At 63.1% G+C, this 18,615-nt stretch carries 15 protein-coding genes; 7 read left to right on the top strand and 8 right to left on the bottom strand.

Translation table 11 applies throughout. The features are described 5' to 3' along the window. Nucleotides 1-101: 101 nt before the first annotated feature. Complete coding sequence (locus tag Q0063_RS07685; protein WP_297871395.1) at nucleotides 102-1,583, top strand: DUF1846 domain-containing protein; 1,482 nt, start codon at nucleotides 102-104, stop codon at nucleotides 1,581-1,583. Between the two features lie 76 nt (nucleotides 1,584-1,659). Here the strand turns inward: Q0063_RS07685 and Q0063_RS07680 are convergent, their stop codons facing one another. The 6 genes from Q0063_RS07680 to Q0063_RS07655 all read right to left on the bottom strand — a co-directional run bounded on the left by Q0063_RS07680 (nucleotide 1,660) and on the right by Q0063_RS07655 (nucleotide 8,922). After that, entirely contained in the window at nucleotides 1,660-3,108 is a 1,449-nt protein-coding gene (locus tag Q0063_RS07680) for an aminoacyl-histidine dipeptidase (RefSeq protein WP_297871394.1), read from the bottom strand. Nucleotides 3,109-3,221: 113 nt separating this feature from the next. Continuing rightward, nucleotides 3,222-3,731 carry a DUF6672 family protein gene (locus tag Q0063_RS07675; protein WP_297871393.1) on the bottom strand — a complete coding sequence of 170 codons (510 nt, stop codon included), beginning with the start codon at nucleotides 3,729-3,731 and terminating at the stop codon, nucleotides 3,222-3,224. Continuing rightward, complete coding sequence (locus Q0063_RS07670) at nucleotides 3,728-4,855, bottom strand: ABC transporter permease (RefSeq protein WP_297871392.1); 1,128 nt, start codon at nucleotides 4,853-4,855, stop codon at nucleotides 3,728-3,730. Before Q0063_RS07670 ends, Q0063_RS07675 begins: the two co-directional genes overlap by 4 nt. Beyond that, nucleotides 4,852-5,922, bottom strand: a complete 1,071-nt coding sequence (locus tag Q0063_RS07665; RefSeq protein ID WP_297871391.1) for an ABC transporter permease subunit — start codon at nucleotides 5,920-5,922, stop codon at nucleotides 4,852-4,854. The genes Q0063_RS07670 and Q0063_RS07665 overlap by 4 nt, the downstream gene beginning before the upstream one ends. An 18-nt stretch (nucleotides 5,923-5,940) precedes the next feature. Then, complete coding sequence (locus tag Q0063_RS07660) at nucleotides 5,941-7,536, bottom strand: sugar ABC transporter ATP-binding protein (RefSeq protein ID WP_297871390.1); 1,596 nt, start codon at nucleotides 7,534-7,536, stop codon at nucleotides 5,941-5,943. Between the two features lie 99 nt (nucleotides 7,537-7,635). Then, on the bottom strand, nucleotides 7,636-8,922 hold the full coding sequence (locus Q0063_RS07655) for a DUF3798 domain-containing protein (RefSeq protein ID WP_297871389.1): 1,287 nt from the start codon (nucleotides 8,920-8,922) through the stop codon (nucleotides 7,636-7,638). 411 nt (nucleotides 8,923-9,333) lie between these two features. Between Q0063_RS07655 and Q0063_RS07650 the strand changes: the two genes are divergently transcribed. The 6 genes from Q0063_RS07650 to galT all read left to right on the top strand — a co-directional run bounded on the left by Q0063_RS07650 (nucleotide 9,334) and on the right by galT (nucleotide 16,437). Next, nucleotides 9,334-10,686: a uracil-xanthine permease family protein gene (locus Q0063_RS07650; RefSeq protein ID WP_297871388.1), complete on the top strand. Its 1,353-nt coding sequence runs from the start codon at nucleotides 9,334-9,336 to the stop codon at nucleotides 10,684-10,686. A 2-nt stretch (nucleotides 10,687-10,688) separates the two neighbouring features. Further along, entirely contained in the window at nucleotides 10,689-11,144 is a 456-nt protein-coding gene (locus tag Q0063_RS07645; RefSeq protein ID WP_297871387.1) for a YbhB/YbcL family Raf kinase inhibitor-like protein, read from the top strand. A 187-nt stretch (nucleotides 11,145-11,331) separates the two neighbouring features. Further along, entirely contained in the window at nucleotides 11,332-12,531 is a 1,200-nt protein-coding gene (locus tag Q0063_RS07640; protein WP_297871386.1) for an acetyl-CoA carboxylase biotin carboxylase subunit family protein, read from the top strand. A gap of 382 nt (nucleotides 12,532-12,913) precedes the next feature. Next, entirely contained in the window at nucleotides 12,914-13,438 is a 525-nt protein-coding gene (locus Q0063_RS07635; RefSeq protein WP_297871385.1) for a hypothetical protein, read from the top strand. 170 nt (nucleotides 13,439-13,608) lie between these two features. After that, nucleotides 13,609-14,904, top strand: a complete 1,296-nt coding sequence (locus Q0063_RS07630; RefSeq protein WP_297871384.1) for a galactokinase family protein — start codon at nucleotides 13,609-13,611, stop codon at nucleotides 14,902-14,904. Between the two features lie 33 nt (nucleotides 14,905-14,937). Continuing rightward, nucleotides 14,938-16,437, top strand: a complete 1,500-nt coding sequence (galT, locus tag Q0063_RS07625; protein WP_297871383.1) for a UDP-glucose--hexose-1-phosphate uridylyltransferase — start codon at nucleotides 14,938-14,940, stop codon at nucleotides 16,435-16,437. Nucleotides 16,438-16,562: 125 nt separating this feature from the next. On the opposite strand, the gene Q0063_RS07620 is transcribed toward galT, so the two are convergent. Both Q0063_RS07620 and Q0063_RS07615 read right to left on the bottom strand, forming a co-directional pair. Further along, on the bottom strand, nucleotides 16,563-17,477 hold the full coding sequence (locus tag Q0063_RS07620; RefSeq protein ID WP_297871382.1) for an amidohydrolase family protein: 915 nt from the start codon (nucleotides 17,475-17,477) through the stop codon (nucleotides 16,563-16,565). Next, nucleotides 17,474-18,211: an amidohydrolase family protein gene (locus Q0063_RS07615; protein WP_297871381.1), complete on the bottom strand. Its 738-nt coding sequence runs from the start codon at nucleotides 18,209-18,211 to the stop codon at nucleotides 17,474-17,476. The genes Q0063_RS07620 and Q0063_RS07615 overlap by 4 nt, the downstream gene beginning before the upstream one ends. Nucleotides 18,212-18,615: the final 404 nt, after the last annotated feature.

Below are 18,615 nucleotides of genomic sequence, written 5' to 3'. Positions count from 1 at the left end.
GGGCGGGAGAAAAACGGAAAAAGTAAAATAGTGTCTTTTCATTCGGCGGGAATCGTGCTACAATAGGCGGATGTGAATTTCATAATGAGGGGGAAGCAGAGATGAAAACCGGTTTTGACAATGGAAGCTATGTGGAAACCCAATCCCGCCATATCAGGGAGCGCATCGCCCAGTTCGGCGGCAAGCTCTATCTGGAATTCGGCGGCAAGCTCTTTGACGACCACCATGCCGCCCGGGTGCTGCCCGGCTTCGCGCCGGACAGCAAAATCCGGATGCTCACCCAGCTGAAGGAGCAGGCGGAAATCGTCATTGCCATCAATGCCGCCGACATCGAAAAGAACAAGGTCCGGGGCGACCTGGGCATCACCTATGATGTGGACGTGCTGCGGCTCATCGACGCGTTCCGCTCCATGGGTCTGCTGGTGGGCAGCGTGGTCATCACCCGCTGGGCGGGCCAGTCCGCCGCCGGGGCCTTTCAGCGCCGTCTGAAGGACCTGGGCATCCGGGTATACCGGCACTACCCCATTGAGGGCTACCCTCACAACATCCCCCTGATTGTCAGCGACAGCGGCTTTGGCAAAAGCGAGTTCATCGAAACCCGGAGACCCCTGGTGGTGGTCACCGGCCCCGGACCCGGCAGCGGAAAAATGGCGGTGTGCCTCTCCCAGCTCTACCATGAATACCGCCGCGGCCATCAGGCGGGCTACGCCAAGTTCGAGACCTTCCCCATCTGGAACCTGCCTCTGAATCACCCGGTGAACCTGGCCTATGAGGCGGCCACCGCCGACCTCAACGACGTGAACATGATCGACCCCTTCCACCTGGCGGCCTACGGCGAAACCACGGTGAACTACAACCGGGACGTGGAGGTCTTCCCCGTCCTCTCCGCCATCTTCGAGACCATCACCGGCGAGAGCCCCTACAAGTCCCCCACGGACATGGGCGTGAACATGGTGGGCAACTGCATCACCGACGACGAAGCCGTCCGGGAGGCCGCCCGGCAGGAGATTGTCCGCCGGTATTACGACGCCCTCTGCGAGCGCCGCCAGGGCCGGGGCAGCGACGAAACGGTGTACAAGCTGGAGCTTTTGATGAAGCAGGCCAAAATCGACGCCTCCATCCGGACGGTAGCCTCTGCCGCCCGGGCGGCGGCGGAGGAAACCGGTCTGCCCGCCGCCGCCATCCAGCTGGAGGACGGGCGCATCGTCACCGGCCGGACCTCCGACCTGATGGGGGCCTCCGCCGGGGCTCTCCTCAACGCTCTGAAGGCCCTGGCAGGCATCGAGAAGGGCGTCCACCTGATTTCGCCGGAGTCCATCCTGCCCATCCAGCGCCTGAAGGTGCAGTATCTGGGCAGCGTCAACCCCCGGCTCCACAGCGACGAAATCCTGATTGCCCTGGCCACCAGCGCTAAGGCGGACCCCCTGGCCGCCAGGGCCCTGGACCAGCTGGCCAATCTCCGGGACTGCCAGGCCCACGCCACCGTCATCCTCTCATCCACGGACAACGGCGTCTACAAAAAGCTGGGCCTGCAAATCACCTGCGAGGCCCAATACGAGACCAAGAAGCTCTATCACCGCTGAGAACGCCAGAACGGCCCCGGACCTGTGACAGGTCCGGGGCCGTTTTCAGTCTGTATGGAGGACCTTTCCGCCGGTCTCAGCGGCTCCGCTTCAAAAATTCCAGAACCAGCCGGTAGACCCGTTCCGTGGAAGGGACGCTGAGCTTCTCCCGGATGGAATGGACGTCGTGGAGCTCCGGCCCCAGGGATACCGCGTCCAGACCGGGCATCTTCTCGATGAACAAGCCGCACTCCAGTCCGCCGTGGGTGGCCTCAATCCGGCCCTCCCGGCCGCTGAGCTCCTTCCACACCGACAGCAGCCGGTCCCGCATGGCGGACTGCCGGGCGTACTGCCAGCCGGGATAGGCGTTCCGGGAAACGGCGGAGCCGCCGGCGTGGGTCACCAGGGCCCGGACCCGCTGGAGCATCATTTCCTTTTGAGAGGCAATGCAGGAGCGGATGGAGACGGTAAAGTGCAGGCCGTCGGCCTCCATCTTCATCACGCCCAGGTTCAAAGAGGTCTGCACCAGGCCGGGGAAATCCACATTCATGGCCTGAACCCCCTGGGGCAGAGCCAGCAGCACATGAAGCACGGCAGAGGTGTCCTCCGGCGTCAGGGCGGCGTCCAGCGGCGCCGTCTCACAGCTCAGGGCGACGTTTTCGTCACAGCCGGCGTACTCGTTTTTCAGGATGCCGTCAAACTCCCGGATGAAGGACTCGAATTCCGCCTCTTTCCCCGCCGGGACCGCGGCAAGGGCATTGTTCCGCGAACAAATCACGTTGTCGAACCGGCCGCCCCGGATGTCCGCCAGACGGAGGCCGGGGAATTTCTCCATGGCGCTGAACAGCACCCGGCCCATTAGCTGATTGGCGGAGCCCCGGCCCTTGTGGATGTCCGCGCCGGAGTGGCCCCCCTGGAGGCCGGAAATGGAAACGGCATAACCGGTCTCTCCCGTCAGCGGCGCCTGCCGGCCCGGCAGGAGGCAGTCCACCCGCATGCCCCCGGCGCAGGAAACGGTGAACACCCCCTCCTCCTCGGAGTCCAGATTCAGCAGCTGCCGGCCCTTGAGGTCGGAGCAGTCCAGGGCAAAGGCCCCGTCCATGCCCGTCTCCTCGTCCACGGTGAACACCGCTTCCAAGGGCGGGTGCGGCAGGCTGTCATCCGCCAGAATGGCCAGAATCATGGCCACGGCGATGCAGTTGTCCCCGCCCAGGGACGTCTGTTCCGCCCAGACCCACTCCCCGTCGGTGCGGAGATCCAGGCCCTCCTTCGCCATGTCCTTGGCGCAGTCCTCCGTCTTGGCGCAGACCATGTCCATGTGCCCCTGGAGAATGACGGGGGCGGCGTTCTCATAGCCGGGAGAAGCGTCCTTCCAAATCACAAGGTCGTTGGCCTCGTCCTGCCGGCAGCGAAGGCCCAGCTCCCGGGCAAAGCCGGCGCAGAGGTCGCTGATCTGTCTGGTGTTGCCGCTGCCGTGGGGCACGGAACAGAGCTTTTCAAAATATTCAAAGACCGCCTTGGGCTCCAGCCCGGATAAAATCGCCATATGGGTACACTCCTTCTAAAACATGCAGCCTGCCGGAGCATTCCGAACCTCGAACCCAGCAGGCTACATCTATTTTGTCCTGTCCTTCAGGAATGATTCGAGCCCGAGGCCTGTCAGACGCCTAAATCGCCCTCCAGGCCCATGTCGCCTTCCAGACCCATGTCGCCCTCCAGGCCGAAGGCGTCGCCCTCGCCGGGCAGCGGTTCTTCGTCCTCTTCCTGCACCTGGGGCACAAACTCGGAATACCAGGCGTCCTCCGGCAGCCCGGCCAGCAGGGCCGGCAGGTTGATGACGATGCCGTCCACGCTGTAGGGCAGATCCACGGTGACCACCTCTGTCCGGGGCTCGTCCCCCTTCTTCTCGGTGATCTCCAGGGTCATGGTAAAGGACTGGCCCATACAGGTGGCCATGCCGCGCTCCCGCTTGTTCAGCTTGGCGGCCTCCTCGCCGTCCACGGTGACGACCACCCGCTCAAAGGACTTGTATTCCTGACCCTGGTAGTCCTCGATGGTTTTGTTGTCCAGATAGATGGTGTGGCCCCGGCCAATGACCATCATGACCGCCGCCACGGCAATCACCGCCGCCAAAACGGCCAGACGGATAACCAGCGTTTTTCCCTTCATGACTGGGCGCCCCCTTCCCTCCGGGCCCGCTGGGCCTGGGCCAGCAGCTCGCCGCCCTGGCTCCTGGCCCGGCGCTTCTTAATCTCATACATGACCAGGGCCAGCGTGATGACGCCGTAGGAGACGAAGACCCGGAAATACTCGCCGATCATGGCATCGCCGGTGATGGCGACGCCTGCCCGGGGGGCCACGATGAACATGGTGTGAAACAGGATGACCCCCAAAAACACGTTGCCGATGGAGGCCTTTTCCACCGACGCGCCGCCGACCAGCAGCGCGGCGATGCAGAACATGCCGATCTGGGAGTGGGCGGTGTAGGTGGGGAAGTTGCCGATGTTCTGGAGATAGATGATCTGGCCGAAGCCGGCGAAGACCGTGGAGATGATGATGGAGATAATCCGGGTGCGGTCCACGTTGATGCCGGCGGCCTGGGCCACCTCCATGTCCTGGCCCACGGCCCGCATGTCCTGGCCCAGCTTCGTCCGGCGGAACCAGATAATAATCAGGCACATCACGCCGATGATGATGAAGTTCAGTACCGGGATTTTCACGCCCTTGTAGAGGATGGCAAACTCATTGTCCAGGCACTGGCGCATATTCGCCAGGTTCACGGTGGTGCGGATGCCGAAGCCTCTGGGCAGACGGATGGAGGCGTGCCTGATAGGGATGATGGACGCCATAAAATAGAGCACCACCAGTTGATAAAGGCCTGTGACGAAGTAGTTCATCATATAGCCCAGAATCATCTCCCGGCCCTTGGCCATGTTCATGAGCTTGCCGCACAGCAGGCCCAGAAGCACGGAGACGGGCACGGAGAGAATCATAGCCAGCACCACGCCGGGAATGCCCCAGATCTGCCAGTCGGTGACAAAAATCAGGGCCACCTGCCCCGCCATGGCCCCCAGGGTCATGCCGAAGTTCAATCCCATGCCCGCCATAATGGGAATCAGCAGGCTGAGAATCAGGAAGATGTTCCGGCCCATGCGGGTGACAATCTCGTTGATGAGATAGCTGGCGGAGAAGCCGGACAGGGGGATGCAGACGGCGCAGATGATGATGAACATCAGGGGCACCAGGTTGTTTTGCAGGAAGTCCAATCCGTCGAAATTCTTTTTCAGTTTCATGCCGCTTCCTCCGTCTTTCTCGTCAGGGCGTAGACCACCATGCCGTTGGAGACGATGATCCGGATGACCTCGCTGACGTCCGTGTGGATGAGGGCGGTGATGACGGTGGGCGTCATGGTCACAAGGCCCTGGAAGAGGAGGGTGCCGATGATGACGTTGGAGATGCTGGCCTTGTTCACAGACGCGCCGCCGATGAGAACAGCCGCCACCGCCGGCATGGTCATATTCAGGGGGGCTGTATAGAGCTGCACGAAGCCGAAGCCCTGCTGATAGGTCAGAACGCCCACAGCGCCCAGCCAGGTGGACAGAATCACCGACAGGGTCCGAATCCGGTCCACGTTGATGCCGGAGGCCCTGGCGAAGGTGGGGTTGGAGCCCACGGCGGTCATGGCGGTGCCGGTCTTGGTGTGGAGGAACGCCCACACAGCCAGGCCCAGCAGGGCAAAGAACAGGATGGACCCGGTGGGAATCACCAGATTGATCCCCAGGGGATTCAGGTCAATCTTCAAAAACTCGGAGAGCGCGCCGGCATAAAAGCTGTCCAGTGCGAACATGTTCCGCAGGCCCACGCCGGTGTAGGCCATGACGATGGAGGGGTTTCTGTAGGGAATCAGCAGCCACATAATGCACATCAGGGACACGGAAGAGAGTCCCACGTAGGTGGCAACCATCATCTCGCCGCCCTTGATCTTGTTCAGCAGCATGCCGTAGCCCCCGCCGAAGAGGACGGCGAAGGGCGTGGACACCACAATGGCCATGACAAAGCTCATGGGCCCGGTGAAGCCCAGCTCAATGGCCAGGGTGCCCCCCAGAAGACCCGCCAGCACGCCCAGGGGGATGCCGAAGTTCAGTCCGCAGCCGGAGTGAATCATGGGCACCATGGCCAGCACCAGAACGGCGTTCCAGCTGAAGCGGTTGATGACGTTGGTGACCTGCGTGGCAAGGTCGGACCCGGTGACAGGGGCCATGATGAACAAAAAGAGGAGGAAGCCGGCGATAATCAGCCGGGGATAGCCCATCTTTTTGAGCCAGTATCGCAGCGCGATGGCAGACGCATATTCATGCATATCGTTCTCTCCTCCTTCTTATATGACCTTGCTGACCATCAGCGCGCCGAAGTCCTCCGAGGAGTCCGCCGCCGGAAGAATGCCGGCCACCTGTCCGCCGGAGATGATGGCGATGCGGTCGCAGGTCTGCCGCAGCTCCTCCAGCTCCGAGGAAATCATCACCACAGTGACGCCGCTCTCCCGGTTGAAGCGCTTCAGGGCGTCCAGCACCAGGGCCTTGGCGCCCACGTCGATGCCCCGGGTGGGCTCGGAGACGAAGAGGAAACGGGGCTCCAGAGCGAAGGCCTTGGCCAGGCAGATTTTCTGCTGGTTGCCGCCGGAGAGCTCCCGGGCGTTCTGCCTGGAGCTGGTGCATTTAATCTCCAGCGCGTCAATGTATTTCTTTGTCACGGCGTGGATGGCTTTCTCGTCCCGCCACCTGACGGGGCCGTACTTCTTCAGGAATTTGTTCTGAATCTGCATGGCGGGGAAGGCCACATTCCACTCCAGACTCTCGTCCAGCAGCAGGCCCACGCCCCGGCGGTCCTCCGACACGAAGGCCAGAGAGGCGTCCAGGCACTTCCGGGGGCTGTTGAGCTGAATGGGCTTCCCGTCAAACTCCACGGTTCCGCCGGCCTGATAAAGGCCCATAATGCCGTTGGGGATTCCCAGCTTGCCCTGACCGGCCAGGCCGCCGATTCCGAAAATCTCGCCGTCCCGGATATCCAGGGACACGTCCCGCACCGTCTCGCCGGGCATGTCCACCCAAAGATTCCGGATGGACATGACCACCCTGGCGTCCCTGTTCTCCGCCCGGACGGGCTCCGCAGGGGCCGCGGCGGCCTTCTGCACCTCCCGGCCCACCATCCAGCGCGTAATGTCGGAGACGCTGGCCTCCGCGGCGGGCACATCCTTGACCACATACCCGTCCCGCATGACCACCACCTTGTCGCACACGGCCAGAATCTCGTGGAGGCGGTGGGTGATGAAAATGACGGCGATGCCCTGGGCGGCCATGTTCCGGATGGACTCCAGAAGGGCCTCGGCCTCCTTTTCCGTCAGCACAGCGGTGGGCTCGTCCAGAATCAGCAGCTTCAGCTGATCCTTGCTCAGCTCCCGGGCAATCTCCGTGAACTGCTTGTGGCCCACAGGCATGCTGCTGATGGTCATGCCCGCGTCGATTTCCACGCCCATTTTTCGGATGGCCTCGCCGGAGCGCCGGTCCATCTCCTTATAATCCAGAGTATTCAGCCGGTCGCCAAACACCTCTGAAATCACATTCTTCTTCTTAGGCTCCCGATTCAGGAGGATATTTTCCGTGGCGGTGAAGCCGGGGATCAGGGAAAACTCCTGATGCACCATGCCGATGCCCGCCGCCAGCGCGTCAAAGGGGGTTTTAAACTCTGTTTTCTGACCGTTGAGCAGCACGTCTCCGTCATAGCCGCCGGTCTCGCGGATAACGTCCATACCGAAGAGTATCTTCATCAGCGTGCTTTTGCCCGCGCCATTTTCACCGCACAGGCCCAGAACCTGGCCAGCCTCCAGGGTGAAATTGATGTCGGTGAGAACCTGGTTGCCAAAAAAGTCCTTTTTAATATTCTGCATCCGCAACAGGGGAGTACCGTTGTTTGTCATACATCCACCCTAACCTAAAATATAACCTGATTATGAATCGCGGGGAGGAGGACGAGTCCCCCTCCCCGCAGTTTGAGAAATTTGATTGTTCCGCGGAACTCAGCTGACGGTGTAGTACTTCTCGGGCACCTCCACGTCGGTAGCACCCATGAAGCGGCCGGGATTGCCCATGATATAGGTGTCCTGGTAAATCAGGAACACGTTGTCCTCTTTGACGCCGGTGTCAGCGTTGGTATAGCCGGAGCCGTTCCACGCGGCCTTGGGAGAGAACTCCTGCAGGGCAGCGGCAACGTCGTCCATATTGGTAATTTCGGCTTTGCCCTCGATGACATTGATGGCGTGCTGGGCCAGGCCGGCGGACAGGCAGTAGCCATAGGAATAGGCCCAGGTGCCGAAGCGGCCGTCGCCGCCGGCGTCCACAACGGCCTGCTCGACCTTGGCCAGGATGGCGTCAAAGTCGCCGGCCTCGGCGGTCAGGTCCAGATCGCCCAGAGCGTTGGGATAGCCCATCAGAGGAGAGGGCAGGTCGGCCTCGATGAAGTAGCCGCCCAGCTCCAGCAGACGCTGCAGCAGGGGCGCGGTGTGTGCGTCGTTGGTGCAGAAGTAGGCGGAGTTCTGGCCGTACTTGGAAATCCACTCGGGAGCCTTCTCCAGAACGTAGGCCTGGGCGCCGGTGACGCCGACGTCGGTGGTGGGATCGGGAGCGGTCTCCTGAACGAACGTCATGCCGAACTCCTTGCAGGCCTCTTCCATGACGGCCACGCGGCGGCTCATGGTCTCATAGGACATGTGCCGGGGGAAGGAGATGTGGACGAAGGTGTCGCAGCCCAGCTCGTGGGCGGTGCGGATAATCAGGTAGCCACGGGAGACGAAGTCGTTGTTGCAGACCAGGTCGGCGGAAGCGCCCACAACGGGCAGGTCCTCGTGGGCCTCGCCGGCGATGCAGAGGATGTCGGGGCGGCGCTCCTTGATCTGGGTGAAGGCCTCGGCGGTGCCGGGGACGGACTGGTTGACGATGATGGCCTTCATCAGAGGATCGTCGGACATGTTGACGATGGTCTGGATGGTGGTCTCCAGCTCCTCGGTGAAGTTGTCGGGATAGGTGGCCAGCTTGACCACATCCTCGCCGTACTTGGCCTGAATGGCCTCGGCGCCGCGCAGGTCGTCCTCAGACTGGGAGACGGTGCCGGTGATGATGCCGATGTGGTACTCGCCGGCACCCTCGCCGTCCGCCTCGGGCTGAGCGGCGTCGCCGCTGCCGGTGTCCTGGGACTGTCCGGCGTCGCTGCCGCCGGTGGTGGAGCCGCTCTGGCCGGAGCCGCTGCCGCAGCCCACGAGAGCCAGAAGCATCACGAGGGTCAGCAGCATGCTGATGATTCTTTTCATACAAACCTCCAAAAATACTTGTTTGTGTCCTGACGTATACAGATATTTTTGTTTCCCCCGCCGGGGAAACAAAAAAGGCGTACGCCTTTTCACCTGTTCCATTCTAACAAATATTTCCCAGATGTCAACTATAATTTGCGGCATTGCCGAATTAAATTGATACTTTTTTCAAAAATAGCTCCCCCTTTCCCCAAAACCCGCGCCGCCGCCCCGCTTCCCCTCCCGACGCAGATTTTCTGTTTTGCATAAATATCGGCCTCAATTTTGTCAACCTTTCAGCATCTTGACAGAACCCCTGCCGTAGGGTAAACTGAGAGGGTCACTGCGGCTGAAACCACGGGTCCGCGTTTCAGCCCCTCTATTTCCGCGGAGCCGAACCGCGGCCACCGTTTGAAAGGAATTGCCGACATCATGAAACAAGACAAACAGCAGCTTCTTTTCCAGCCCAGAGGCGTGCCGCCGCTGGGGGCCTCCGTCTCGCTGTCCCTTCAGCATCTGGTAGCCATGATTGTGGGCTGCGTCACGCCGCCCATCATCATCGCCGGGGCCATCGGCCTGAGCCAGGCGGACCAGGTCCTCCTGATTCAGGCGTCCCTGGTGATGTCCGCCGTGTCCACCCTGCTCCAGCTCTATCCCGCCGGGCGGCGCTTCGGCTCCGGCCTGCCGGTGATTCTGGGGGTCAGCTTCGCCTATGTTCCCAGTATGCAGGCCATCGCCTCCTCCGGCGGCGGCGTGGCGGCCATTGCCGGGGCCATGATCGTGGGGGGCGCGGTGGCCGCCATTGTGGGCCTGTTTGTGAAGAAAATCCGCCTGCTCTTCCCTCCGGTCATCACGGGCACGGTGGTGTTCACCATCGGACTGTCCCTCTATCCCACCGCCATCAACTACATGGCCGGCGGCACGGGGAACACCGCCGCGGCCATTGAGGCCAGGGGCCTGACCCCCGCCCTGATCTACGGCTCCTGGCAGAACTGGACGGTGGCGGTGCTGACCCTCATCATCGTCATGGTGCTGAACCACCACGGAAAGGGCGTCTGCAGGCTGGCCTCCATTCTCATCGGGATGCTCTGCGGCTATGTGATTGCCTGCCTGTTCGGCATGGTCTCCTTTGCCGACGTGGGAGCCGCCGCCTGGGTCTCCCTGCCCAGGGTGATGCACTTCGGCGTCCGGTTCGACTTCGCCTCCTGTGTGGCCATCGGGCTGCTCTTTGCCATCAACGCCATTCAGGCCATTGGCGACTTCACCGCCACCACCGTGGGCGGCCTGGACCGGGACCCCACGGACCAGGAGCTCCAGGGGGGCATCATCGCCTATGGCTTCAGCAACATTCTGGCGGCCCTCTTCGGGGGCCTGCCCACCGCTACATACTCCCAGAACGTGGGCATCGTCACCACCAATAAAGTGGTGAACCGCATGGTCTTCGCCATGACCGGCGGCTTTCTGCTGCTGGCGGGGCTGTCTCCGAAGTTCGCGGCGGTGCTGACCACCATCCCCCAGTGTGTCCTGGGCGGGGCCACCATCACGGTGTTCTCCACCATCGCCATGACGGGCATGAAGCTCATTGCCTCCCAGGAACTGACGGCCCGGAACACCACCATCGTGGGCCTCTCCGCCGCCCTGGGCGTAGGCGTATCCCAGGCCGGCGGCGCGCTGAGCCAGTTTCCCGAAGCTGTTACGATGATTTTCGGAAAATCCCCGGTGGTCATCGCCACGCTGATGGCGGTGCTTCTGAACCTGATTCTGCCCGGAGAGGGGGAGACCTGAGCATGGAACCCCTAGGCTTTGCCTGTCCCGGCCTGGAGGACGGCGGGACCTTTCCCCCGGACCACACCGGCCGGGGCCGGGACCTGTCGCCGGAAATCCGCCTGGAAAACCTCTCCCCCAGCGCAAAGACTCTGGCCGTGACCCTGGAGGACTTGTCCCATCCCATAAAGGCCTTCACTCACTGGGTGCTGTGGAATTACCCGGCGGGGCCCGTCATCCCCGGGGGCCTCCCCAGGGGAAAACGGCTGGAGAACGGGGCGGTTCAGGGAACCGCCTACGGCCTCCACCGCTACGCGGGGCCCAAGCCGCCGCCCTTCGCCCGGCACCGCTACCGCCTGACGGTCTACGCCCTGGACTGCCTCCTGAACCTGCCGCCCTCCGCCCGGAAACGGCAGTTTTTGCAGGCGGCGGAGGGGCACATCCTGCAAGCGGGAAGCCTGACGGCCCGGTTTCCCTGACCGTTTCCGGCCCAGGCCCCGGAGGTCCGCGGACCTCCGGGGCCTCTTTGCGCGGCGGGAGTCGGGAGTAAAGAAAACGCCCCCGCCCTCTTGCAATTTTTCCCCGGGTGGTCTATAATTCATTGCTATAAAGCGTTAAATAACCATGGCGCTCAAGCGCGGCCCCACCAACAAAGGAGGAAACCCCATGAATTTCGTCTTTATCTCCCCCAACTTCCCGGAAGCCTTCCGCTGGTTCTGCATCCGCCTGCGGGAAAACGGCGTCAACGTCCTGGGCGTGGGAGACGCCCCCTATGACGGCCTGCACCCGGACCTGAAAAAGGCCCTCAGCGAGTATTACCGGGTGGACAGCCTGGAGGATTATGACCAGGTGCTCCGGGCCCTGGGCTATTTCACCGGCCAGTACGGCAAAATCGACTGGGTGGAGAGCAATAACGAATACTGGCTGGAGCTGGACGCCCGTCTGCGGACGGACTTCAACATCACCACCGGCCTGAAAACCGACCAGATAGAAAAGTTCAAAAGCAAGCTGGCCATGAAGGCCTTTTACCGGGAGGCCGGCCTGCCCTGCGCCCGGCACTGCCCCGTCACTGACCTGGAGGCGGGCCTGGCCTTCGCCCGGGAAGTGGGCTATCCCATTGTAGCCAAGCCGGACAACGGCGTGGGGGCCATCGCCACCTATAAAATCAAAAACGACGGGGACATGGCCCGGTTCTTCCGGGACAAGCCCGACGCCCTGTATCTCATGGAGGAGTATGTCTCCGGCTCCGTCACCACCTACGACGGCATCTGCAATTCCAAGGGCGAGGTCCTTTTCGCCGCCAGCCACATCACCCGGAACTCCATCATGGACATGGTGAACGAGGGCGTGCCTACTTATTACTATGTGGACAAGGAGGTCCCCGCCGACGTGGAGGCGGCGGGTCGGGCCACCCTGGCGGCCTTCGGCGCCTTCAGCCGGTTCTTCCACCTGGAGTTCTTCCGCCTGACGGCGGACAAGCCGGGCCTGGGCAGCGTGGGGGACATCGTGGCCCTGGAGGTCAACATGCGCCCCGCCGGCGGCTTCACGCCGGACATGCTGAACTTCGGCCAGAGCGCCGACGTCTATCAGATCTGGGCGGATATGGTGGCCTTTGACGAACTGCGCCACAGCTACGGCGGCCCCCACAGCTACTGTGTCTATGCCGGCCGGAAGGACGCCAACCGCTACGTTCTCACCATGCCCCAGCTGAAGGAGCGCTGCGGCAGCCACGCCCGTCTCTTCACCCGGATGCCCGACGCCCTGGCGGGCACCATGGGCAACCAGGTGGCTATCGCCTGCTTTGACACGCTGGAGGAGGTGGACGCCTTCGTCCGCGACGCCTTCCAGCTGGAGGACGGGGACTGAGAACCTTTGTTCACAGCCGCCCCACGCCGTCCGGCCGGTCTTTTTCCCACCATACCGCGTCGATTTCCCTTGCTATCCGTCAGGATTGCTGCGGGCGCAAAAGAGTTCCTTGTCTGACGAGAAAGATCCTCGCCCATCCGGCGCCCTGCGGCTATGAATACAGGTTCTGATTTTGCGGGAGCGTTCCCGCCTGTCAAAAAATTTTTGGCGGGGCGGGAACCTTTTCGCGCCTGTCTGCGTCATACTGTCATGCGAATTTCCCATGAACATGGGGCGTGCCGCCTCCGGCGCAAAGCGGCGGGTTTGCATGGCCTCACCGTTCAGCGGCGAATCACAAGATTATCTAAAAAATCTAAAAAATCTGAAAACAAGGAGAACACACATGAACAGACATTTCTTCACCCTCAAGCCCCTGGCCGCGCTGGCTCTGGCGCTGGCCCTGATCCTGTCCCTGGCCGCCTGCGGCGGCAAGCAGGGAGACGCCTCCGGCAGCTCCGAGCCCGTGGACCTCACCGCCTTTTACGAGACCCTGACCCAGAACGAGAACGCCCCCGCTCTGATGCCTCTGGAGGAAGCGGAGCTGATGGACGCCCTCTATCCCGGCCTCTCCGAGATTGAGACCAGCCAGCGCATCGTGGCCACAGCCGCCATCACCTCCGTGGCGGCGGAGCTGGCCCTGGTGGAGGTGGCCAACGCCGAGGACGTGCCGGCTGTGGAGGCCATTTTCCAGGCCCGCATCGACTATCAGGTGGGAGACGACGCAAACCCCGGCGGGGCCTGGTATCCCGAAACCATTGAGAACTGGAAGCAGAACGCCCGCATCGTCTCCAACGGCAGCTGTGTCATGCTGGCGGTCTGGGAAAACGCGGACGACGTGGCGGAGCAGTTCAACGCTCTCTTTGCCTGAGCCCGGCCGGTCCCAATGAAGCGAACACCCTCCGGGGGAGCGCGGAAGCGCTCCCCTTTTGTCCGCATCAGACAACGGTTTCACCTGTCCGGACAACCTTTTCCCCTTGCCTTTTTTTGCCGGTTATGCTATGCTGAACCCATGAAAATCACATAAGGAGGCGGTGCCCCATGTATTCCTGCACCCAGCTGCTTCAAGCCCTTGAGGACGGTTCCCTGGACCAGCGGCTGGCCCTGGTCTACGCGCCGGACGGCGCCGGGCTGGACCAGGCCCGGACCAGAGCTCTTCGGGTAACAAACTCGCTGCTGAAGACCTTTGCCCCCCCGTCTCAGAGTCCCGCCGGCCTGTTCAGCGGCCCCGGCCGCACGGAGATCGGCGGCAACCACACGGACCATCAGCGGGGCCATGTCCTCTGCGCCAGCGTGGACATGGACATGCTGGCCTGCGCCGCCCCCAACGGCAGCCGCCGCATCCGCATCCAGTCCGAGGGCTATCCCTTTCTGGAGGTGGACCTGGACGGCCTGGCCCTGCGGCCCGAGGAGGCCAACAGCTCCGCCGCCCTGGTCCGGGGCGTAGCGGCCAAGCTGGTTCAGAAGGGCTATCCCATTGCCGGGTTTGACGCCTGCATCACCTCCAGCGTCCTGTCCGGCTCCGGCCTCAGCTCCTCCGCCGCCTATGAAATTCTGGTGGGCAACATCCTGAATCACTTCTTCTGCGGCGGCGCTCTGGACGCCATTGAGCTGGCCAAGGTGGGCCAGTACGCCGAAAACGTCTATTTCGGCAAGCCCTGCGGATTGATGGACCAGATGGGCGCCTCCATCGGCGGCGCGGTTGCCATTGACTTCCAGGACCCCGCCAACCCGGTGGTGGTTCAGGCGGACTACGATTTTGCCCAATCCGGCCACGCCCTGTGCATCATCGACACCGGCTCCTGCCACGCCGATCTCACCGGGGACTATGCCGACATCACCACCGAGATGGGCGGCGTGGCGGCCTGCTTTGACAAGGAGGTTCTCCGGGAGGTGCCGGAGGAGGAATTCCGGGCCGCCATTCCCCACCTGCGTCAGGTCTGCGGCGACCGGGCGGTTCTCCGGGCCCTCCACTATTATGACGACGACCGCCGGGCCGTTCAGGAGGCGGAGGCCCTGAAGCGGGGCGACTTCGCCGCCTTCCTGGCCCTGGTAAACGCCTCGGGCCTCTCCTCCTCACTGCACCTGCAAAACGCCTGGTCCCCCGCCAACCCCAAACAGCAGGCCATTCCTCTGGCCCTGGCCCTGGGCCGGGAGCTGCTGGGGGGCAGCGGCGCGCTCCGGGTCCACGGCGGCGGCTTCGCCGGAACCATTCAGGCCTTTGTGCCCACGGAGCAGCTGGAGGCCTTCAAGGCCGGCATGGAAGCGGTACTGGGCCAGGGCAAATGCCACGTGCTGCGCATCCGGCCTCAGGGCGGCTGGGTCGTCGCCTCTTAAATCAAGAAAAAACCGCATACAAGGAGGACGCTCATGGTTAACGAAGCGATTTCCAGGCTGGCAGGCTACGCCTTCCGCTCCGGGCTGATTGAGGAATGCGATTACACATGGGCCATCAACACCATACTGGACGTATTAAAACTGGACAGTTATACAGAACCGGCGGAGAAGGACTGGGAGACAGGGGACATCGAGCTGGCCCCCATTCTGGAAGAGCTGCTGGATGACGCCTACACACGGGGCGTGCTGGCGGAGAACTCCGTGGTCTACCGGGACCTGTTCGACACCGAGCTCATGGGCCGGCTGACACCCCGGCCTTATGACGTGCGGGAGATGTTCCGGCTCTACTATGAGATAGAGCCGAAGAAGGCCACCGACTGGTTCTATGCCTTCAGCCAGGACACCAATTACATCCGCCGGGACCGCATCGCCAGGGACGTGCAGTGGAAGGCCCCCACCGAGTATGGCGATCTGGATATCACCATCAACCTCTCCAAGCCGGAGAAGGACCCCAAGGCCATTGCCGCGGCCAAGCACCTGCCGGCCTCCGCTTATCCCCGGTGCCAGCTCTGCGCCGAGAACGAGGGCTACGCCGGCCGGGTGAACCACCCCGCCCGGCAAAACCACCGGATTGTCCCCATCACTATCAACGGCTCCCCCTGGTTCCTCCAGTACTCCCCCTATGTGTACTACAATGAGCACTGCATCTGCCTGAACAGCGTCCACACCCCCATGAAAATCGACCGGGCCTGCTTCGGCAAGCTCCTGGACTTTGTCCGGCAGTTCCCCCACTACTTCGTGGGCTCCAACGCCGACCTGCCCATCGTGGGCGGCTCCATCCTGGCCCATGACCATTTCCAGGGGGGACACTATACCTTCGCCATGGAAAAGGCCCCGGTGGAAACAGCGGTCTCCTTCCCCGGCTTCGAGGACGTGACGGCGGGCATCGTCAAATGGCCCATGTCCGTGGTCCGGATTTCCTCCGAGAACCCGGACCGGCTCATTGACCTGGCGGACAGGATACTCACCGCCTGGCGGGCCTATACCGATGAGGCGGCCACCATCTATGCCGAGACGGACGGCGAGCCCCACAACACCATCACCCCCATCGCCCGGCGGCGGGGAGCGCAGTACGAGCTGGACCTGGTGCTGCGGAACAACCTGACCACGGAGCAGTACCCCCTGGGCCTGTACCATCCCCACGATGAGCTCCACCACATCAAGAAGGAGAACATCGGCCTGATCGAGGTCATGGGACTGGCCGTTCTCCCCGCCCGGCTGAAGGAGGAGCTGGCGGCGGTGGCGGAGGGTCTGGTCTCCGGCGCGGACCTTCGGGCCAGCGAGCTCACCGCCAAGCACGCCGACTGGGCGGAAGCCTTCGCCCCGAAGTACCAAATCACGGCGGAAAACGCCCTGGAGATTGTTCAGAAGGAAACCGGCCTGGTGTTTGCCCAGGTGCTGGAGCACGCCGGCGTCTACAAGCGGACAGAGGAGGGCAAAGCGGCCTTCTTGCGCTTCCTGGGCAGCATTTAATCCCAATAATCCCAAACAGCGAGAAGGAACCCCTGTGCAGGGGTTCCTTTTCATCTGTCACAGCCGCCCTTTCCTGCCGTCCATGAAACTGCGTTCAGCGGGCGTGTCCGTTCCCTCCGTCCGGCTCAGCGGTTCCGTCCCCTTTCGGCAAATTCCAGCAGGCGGCGCATATTCGCCCCCATCACCAGTTCCCATTCCGCCTCCGTCAGGCCGGCGTGCTCCTCTATATCCTGGATAAACAGGGAGAAATCCTGCCCCTGGCACTGCCGGGGGTAGACGGTCAGGGGGAAGTCCGTGCCGAACAGCACCCGTTCCGGCCCTGCCAGACGCACCGCCGCCGTCACGGCCCGGATGTCATACAGCAGCGGGTTGGCCGCCAGGTCATACCACACGTTCCGGAAGGCCTGCCGCACATGGGGCAGCAGCTCATAGAAGGGCAGTCCGCCTCCCATGTGGGCCAGAATCAGCCGGAGGTCCGGAAAGCGCCTGGCGATGTCATAAAACCCCTCAATGGGGGTCCGGTCCTTCCCGGGGTACACGTGCCCCACCGGCTCGCCCACGTGGAAGCAGACCGGCAGACAGAGCCGCTCCGCCGTCTCCAGCACCGCCAGCAGGCCGGGGTGGTTCAGGGAATAGCCGTTCCCGCCGGGGCCCAGCTCCCCCACGCCGGAAAAGCCCATGTCCCGGCAGCGCTCCACCTCCCGCACCGCCGCCTCCCCGAAGACGGGGTTGATGCTGGCATAGGCGGCAAAGCGGCCGGGGTAGGCCCGGACCACGCCCTCCATATAGTCGTTGTGGCGGCGGCAGAGGTCCATGTCCCGCCAGTACCAGCCCTGCATGACGATGAGCTCCACCCCCGCCCGGTCGGCGGCCCGAAGGGCCTCCTCCGGCGTGGCCCAGGCCTCCCGGACCCGGCTTTGGGGCGTCTCCCGGGTCAGCTCCGCAAAGCAGCTGTCCCGGGCGGCGTACCAATCCCAACGGGCGGGAATGTCCGTGGGGAACATGTGGGTATGGCAATCGACAATCCATCCCCGGTTCATAACATCCCCTCCCATTCCTCCGGCAGATCCCAGCAGGGACCGGCGTCAAAGACGGGCCCCGGCAGGTGCGAGCCGAACAGCAGCCGGTCCGCACCCAGGCACAGCCGCACGCAGTCCGCCGCCCGGGGCGGCAGGACGCAGGCCTCCGGCGCGGCGTCAAACCAGACGTTTTTCAGCTTCCGGGCCACCTCCGGCATCAGGGCATAGAAGGGCAGTCCGCCGCCGCAGTGGGGCAGCAGCAGCCGCAGATTCGGACGGGCCTCAATCAGCCGGAGACAGTCCGCCGGCAGAACCGCCCTCCCGCCGCCTTCCCGGCCCACGGTCATGTCCAGATGCAGGCACAAAACCCGGCCCCGTTCCTCACACAGGGCGCAGAGGTCCAGGAAAACCGGGTCCTCCAGGGAAAAGCCCTGTCGGACCGGGTCCAGCTCACCGACGCCGGAGCAGCCGGCGTCCAGACAGGCGGCGGCCTCCTCCAGCGCCGCCGCTCCCGCCCCGGGAGCCGCTGTGCAGAAGCCCCTGAAAAAGTCCGGGCGGGTACGGAGGGCCTGCAATATGGCCTGATTCTGGACCCGGCAGTCCTCCAGACTCCGGAAGGGCCAGCCCTGAATCACCGCCCGCTCCGCTCCGCCGGACCGGCAGCGGGCCTCCAGGGCCTCCGGCCCCAGGGCCGGCGCGTCCGCCCCGGACGCAAGTTCCGGAGGTATCAGATGGACATGGATATCCGTTTTCACGGGTCTTTCCCCCTTTTTCCCGGGAGCGGAGCGCCGCAGCCCGGTTTTTCTATAGTCACCGCAGTTGAAAAGAAGCATCCGCTTCTTTTCAACAAGTGCGGCGATGATTCGCCGCACAGGCCGTAAAACGGCCTTGCGGTGGACTTCATAGTCAGCACAGAGGCTTTTTACCTAGCCCGTCAGCGGCTCCGCCGCTGTTTGAAAATCGGTAGATGCCGATTTTCAACTGCGCTGACTATACATCATAGGTGCTCTGACCCCTGGTTGTCAACAAAATTCCGGCGGCGGACCTCCGGACCCTCCGGCAGGGAAACAGGCGGGGCCGCAGGGCCCCGCCTGTTTCCTCATGGGTTTTGCTCCGGCTTACAGATTCTTGAGGACGCCGGTCTCCTCGTTGAAGGCGT

The sequence above is a fragment of the uncultured Oscillibacter sp. genome (assembly GCF_947654275.1).
Classification (GTDB): domain Bacteria; phylum Bacillota; class Clostridia; order Oscillospirales; family Oscillospiraceae; genus Oscillibacter.
The sequence above is the reverse complement of the archived record's forward strand: the minus strand, read 5'-3'. Positions and strand labels throughout refer to the sequence as shown.

Coding starts and splice junctions, on each gene's coding strand:
- Q0063_RS07645 (WP_297871387.1), top strand. CDS start 10,689: ATGGAACCCCTAGGCTTTGCCTGTCCCGGCCTGGAGGACGGCGGGACC.
- Q0063_RS07655 (WP_297871389.1), bottom strand. CDS start 8,922: ATGAAAAGAATCATCAGCATGCTGCTGACCCTCGTGATGCTTCTGGCT.
- Q0063_RS07635 (WP_297871385.1), top strand. CDS start 12,914: ATGAACAGACATTTCTTCACCCTCAAGCCCCTGGCCGCGCTGGCTCTG.
- Q0063_RS07620 (WP_297871382.1), bottom strand. CDS start 17,477: ATGAACCGGGGATGGATTGTCGATTGCCATACCCACATGTTCCCCACG.
- Q0063_RS07665 (WP_297871391.1), bottom strand. CDS start 5,922: ATGCATGAATATGCGTCTGCCATCGCGCTGCGATACTGGCTCAAAAAG.
- Q0063_RS07660 (WP_297871390.1), bottom strand. CDS start 7,536: ATGACAAACAACGGTACTCCCCTGTTGCGGATGCAGAATATTAAAAAG.
- Q0063_RS07685 (WP_297871395.1), top strand. CDS start 102: ATGAAAACCGGTTTTGACAATGGAAGCTATGTGGAAACCCAATCCCGC.
- Q0063_RS07680 (WP_297871394.1), bottom strand. CDS start 3,108: ATGGCGATTTTATCCGGGCTGGAGCCCAAGGCGGTCTTTGAATATTTT.
- Q0063_RS07675 (WP_297871393.1), bottom strand. CDS start 3,731: ATGAAGGGAAAAACGCTGGTTATCCGTCTGGCCGTTTTGGCGGCGGTG.
- Q0063_RS07640 (WP_297871386.1), top strand. CDS start 11,332: ATGAATTTCGTCTTTATCTCCCCCAACTTCCCGGAAGCCTTCCGCTGG.
- galT (WP_297871383.1), top strand. CDS start 14,938: ATGGTTAACGAAGCGATTTCCAGGCTGGCAGGCTACGCCTTCCGCTCC.
- Q0063_RS07670 (WP_297871392.1), bottom strand. CDS start 4,855: ATGAAACTGAAAAAGAATTTCGACGGATTGGACTTCCTGCAAAACAAC.
- Q0063_RS07630 (WP_297871384.1), top strand. CDS start 13,609: ATGTATTCCTGCACCCAGCTGCTTCAAGCCCTTGAGGACGGTTCCCTG.
- Q0063_RS07650 (WP_297871388.1), top strand. CDS start 9,334: ATGAAACAAGACAAACAGCAGCTTCTTTTCCAGCCCAGAGGCGTGCCG.